This is a genomic window from Escherichia sp. WS3063, assembly GCF_046486595.1.
Taxonomy (GTDB): Bacteria; Pseudomonadota; Gammaproteobacteria; order Enterobacterales; family Enterobacteriaceae; genus Escherichia; species Escherichia coli.
Genome location: NZ_JBJQKY010000060.1, coordinates 1 through 3134, shown reverse-complemented (window position 1 = coordinate 3134; position 3134 = coordinate 1). Strand labels below are relative to the sequence as shown.

Here is a 3134-nt window from a genome sequence, read left to right as displayed (position 1 = left end):
TTTATTATGGTGATCCCCTGGGCGAAATGCGCCTGGTAAGCAGAGTTTTTGAAATGTAAGGCCTTTGAATAAGACAAAAGGCTGCCTCATCGCTAACTTTGCAACAGTGCCATGTTCCTGTTATGGCTTATGTTCAAGAAAGCATTGCCCCTGAAATGATGGGCAAGGTGTTTTCCCTTTTGATGACCGCCATGACTCTTTCTATGCCGATAGGCTTACTTGTTGCAGGTCCGGTTGTTGAGGTTATAGGTGTTAATACATGGTTTTTCTGGTCTGGTGTTGCGTTGATAGTAAACGCTGTTCTCTGCCGCATTCTGACACGACGCTATGACAAAGTAACAATGAAACCGCAAGTGGACTGAAAAAAGGACCGGGTTGATGATAATTTGTAGTGGTGAGCTTCTGGGAGTACAAAACAAAGTGCTCAAAATTGTCGGGCTCATGGCGTTTAACGGTATTAATTTCGCTTATAATAATCTTTCTATAATAGCCTAAAGGAGAATATCTATGATACCTAATAGCGAAAATAAAAGAGTATGGTTTATTACCGGAGCAAGCAAGGGGCTTGGCTATGCTTTTACATGCGCCGCCTTGAAAGCCGGGGATAAAGTTGTTGCAGTTGCAAGGACTATCGATAATTTGGCGAAGCTAGAAGAAACATATCAAGAGAGCTTACTGCCATTAAACCTCGATGTTACAGATAGGGAGGCTGTTTTTTCTACGGTTGAAACAGCAGTTAAACATTTCGGTAGGCTTGATATTGTTGTTAATAATGCGGGTATCATGACTATGGGTATGATTGAAGAACTAAACGAATCCGATGCTCGGAAACTAATGGACACAAACTTTTTTGGAGCTCTTTGGGTTTGTCAGGCAGTGATGCCCTATTTGAGGTCGCAGCGTTCTGGACATATCATACAGATTACAAGCATTGGCGCTATTATCTCGGGTCCGATGTCTGGTATTTACAGTGCAAGTAAATTTGCGCTGGAAGGAATGAGTGAAGCCTTAGCAAAAGAAGCGGAACATTTCGGAGTGAAACTCACTATGGTGGAACCAGGAGGATATTGGACAGATTTATACACTTCGATGAGTTACAGCAATCCATTAGATTCATACGGTACACTGCGCGATGAGCTGGCGAAACAGTATTCCGAAGATTCGGTCGATAGTGATCCTTCCTTGGCAGCGGAAGCCCTTATGAAATTAGTAGCCAGCAATAATCCGCCTTTGAGGCTTATCCTTGGCAGCATGGTATACGATTTGGCGATGGATACCTTAAAAGCACGGATGGCTACCTGGGAAGAATGGGAAGCTGTTAGCCGTGCATCAGAAAAGGCTATTCCTGCACCGGAGAGATATGGAGTATAATACCAAACATGGTTTTTGAGGCAAGGACGAAACTATCATGAAAATTGAAATTATGGAATATAACCCGGATTGGACAAAGAATTTTGAAGAAGAGAAAATAAAATTGCTCCATTTTTTCGGTTCTCATGCCGTAGCCATTGAACATATCGGAAGCACGGCGATACCCAATCAACGGGCGAAACCGGTTATAGATATATTTATTGGCGTTTCGCCTTTTGCTGAACTACCTTTTATCAGCGCATTTTTAATGCAAAGGAGTATCACCACACTCCGACAGATATGACAGGCAGATATTTGTTTGCAAAATATACAAATGAAGTTTGGACCCATAATCTTCTTGCTTTGGTGTAGGTATAATACCCAAAAACGAAGTTTATGCGGAACAGGATAACACCTCGAAATCGGAGTTTATATGGCTTCGTGGGGGAGTTATGTGTTTGAGCTTTGTCGCATTAACGCGAATCAGGGGTTGACGGCAGAAATAGACTGGAATTACACTTCTTGGAGTCGGCGTTGCCGGAAAATTCTGATTGGATTAGTTGTTCGGGGTGCGAAAACAGTCGTAGTTCGGGGAAAAAACCGAATTTTGACCCAAAACCGCGAAAAACTCGAAATGACAGTTCCTATCAGTTTTCATAATGAATTAAAACAAAAAAATTAGGCTGCAAAGATAGGGAAAATGTGTCAATTTGCGTAAGTGATAATTAGTCAATTAAGATAAATGCTACTTTTGTAATCAAAGCAAAATGATATGAGCAAGATTTTTGGAATCGTAAATATAACCACCGATAGTTTTTCCGATGGAGGACTTTATTTAGATACAGATAAGGCAATTGAGCATGCTCTGCATTTGGTTGAAGATGGAGCAGATGTGATTGATTTGGGAGCCGCTTCCAGTAATCCTGATACAACTGAAGTGGGCGTTGTGGAAGAAATCAAAAGACTCAAACCTGTCATTAAGGCTTTAAAAGAAAAAGGCATTTCTATTTCTGTTGATACATTTAAACCTGAGGTTCAGAGTTTTTGCATAGAACAAAAGGTTGATTTTATTAATGATATTCAAGGTTTTCCTTATCCTGAGATTTATTCAGGCTTGGCAAAGTCAGATTGCAAACTTGTGTTGATGCACTCCGTTCAGCGAATTGGTGCAGCTACTAAAGTTGAAACGAATCCGGAAGAGGTTTTTACTTCCATGATGGAATTTTTTAAAGAAAGAATTGCTGCTTTAGTTGAGGCTGGTGTAAAGCGTGAACGAATTATTCTTGATCCGGGTATGGGCTTCTTTTTAGGCTCTAATCCAGAAACATCTATTCTTGTTTTGAAGCGTTTCCCTGAAATTCAAGAAGCTTTTAATTTGCAAGTAATGATTGCAGTGTCACGGAAATCATTCTTAGGTAAAATAACTGGAACCGATGTGAAATCTCGTTTAGCACCAACTCTTGCAGCAGAAATGTATGCATACAAAAAAGGTGCAGATTATCTCCGCACCCATGATGTTAAGTCTTTATCAGATGCCTTGAAAATATCCAAAGCCCTAGGTTAGTTTTATTTTTTTAGCTTTCTAAATGAATATGCTATACTTGCTCTGAAGTTGTGTTGGCGTACTTGACTTAGGTCTGGATCTTTCGAACTGTTACTAAGAGGGTAATCATAGGGGTCTGACGCTCAGTGGAACGAAAACTCACGTTAAGGGATTTTGGTCATGAGATTATCAAAAAGGATCTTCACCTAGATCCTTTTAAATTAAAAATGAAGTTTTAAAT

General features: G+C 40.2%; 3 protein-coding genes and 1 pseudogene. All 4 read left to right on the top strand.

Annotation, left to right across the window (positions count from 1 at the left end; all coding sequences use genetic code 11):
* Positions 1 to 110 precede the first annotated feature (110 nt).
* A pseudogene (locus ACJHYW_RS25090) lies at positions 111 to 362 on the top strand (hypothetical protein); the annotation flags it as partial.
* 145 nt (positions 363 to 507) lie between these two features.
* Entirely contained in the window at positions 508 to 1371 is an 864-nt protein-coding gene (locus ACJHYW_RS25085; protein WP_000612791.1) for an SDR family oxidoreductase, read from the top strand.
* Between the two features lie 37 nt (positions 1372 to 1408).
* Positions 1409 to 1654 (top strand): GrpB family protein, encoded by a 246-nt coding sequence (locus tag ACJHYW_RS25080; RefSeq protein WP_001354008.1) that lies wholly within the window; start codon positions 1409 to 1411, stop codon positions 1652 to 1654.
* Positions 1655 to 2122: 468 nt separating this feature from the next.
* Positions 2123 to 2914: a sulfonamide-resistant dihydropteroate synthase Sul3 gene (sul3, locus tag ACJHYW_RS25075; protein WP_000034420.1), complete on the top strand. Its 792-nt coding sequence runs from the start codon at positions 2123 to 2125 to the stop codon at positions 2912 to 2914.
* Positions 2915 to 3134 lie beyond the last annotated feature (220 nt).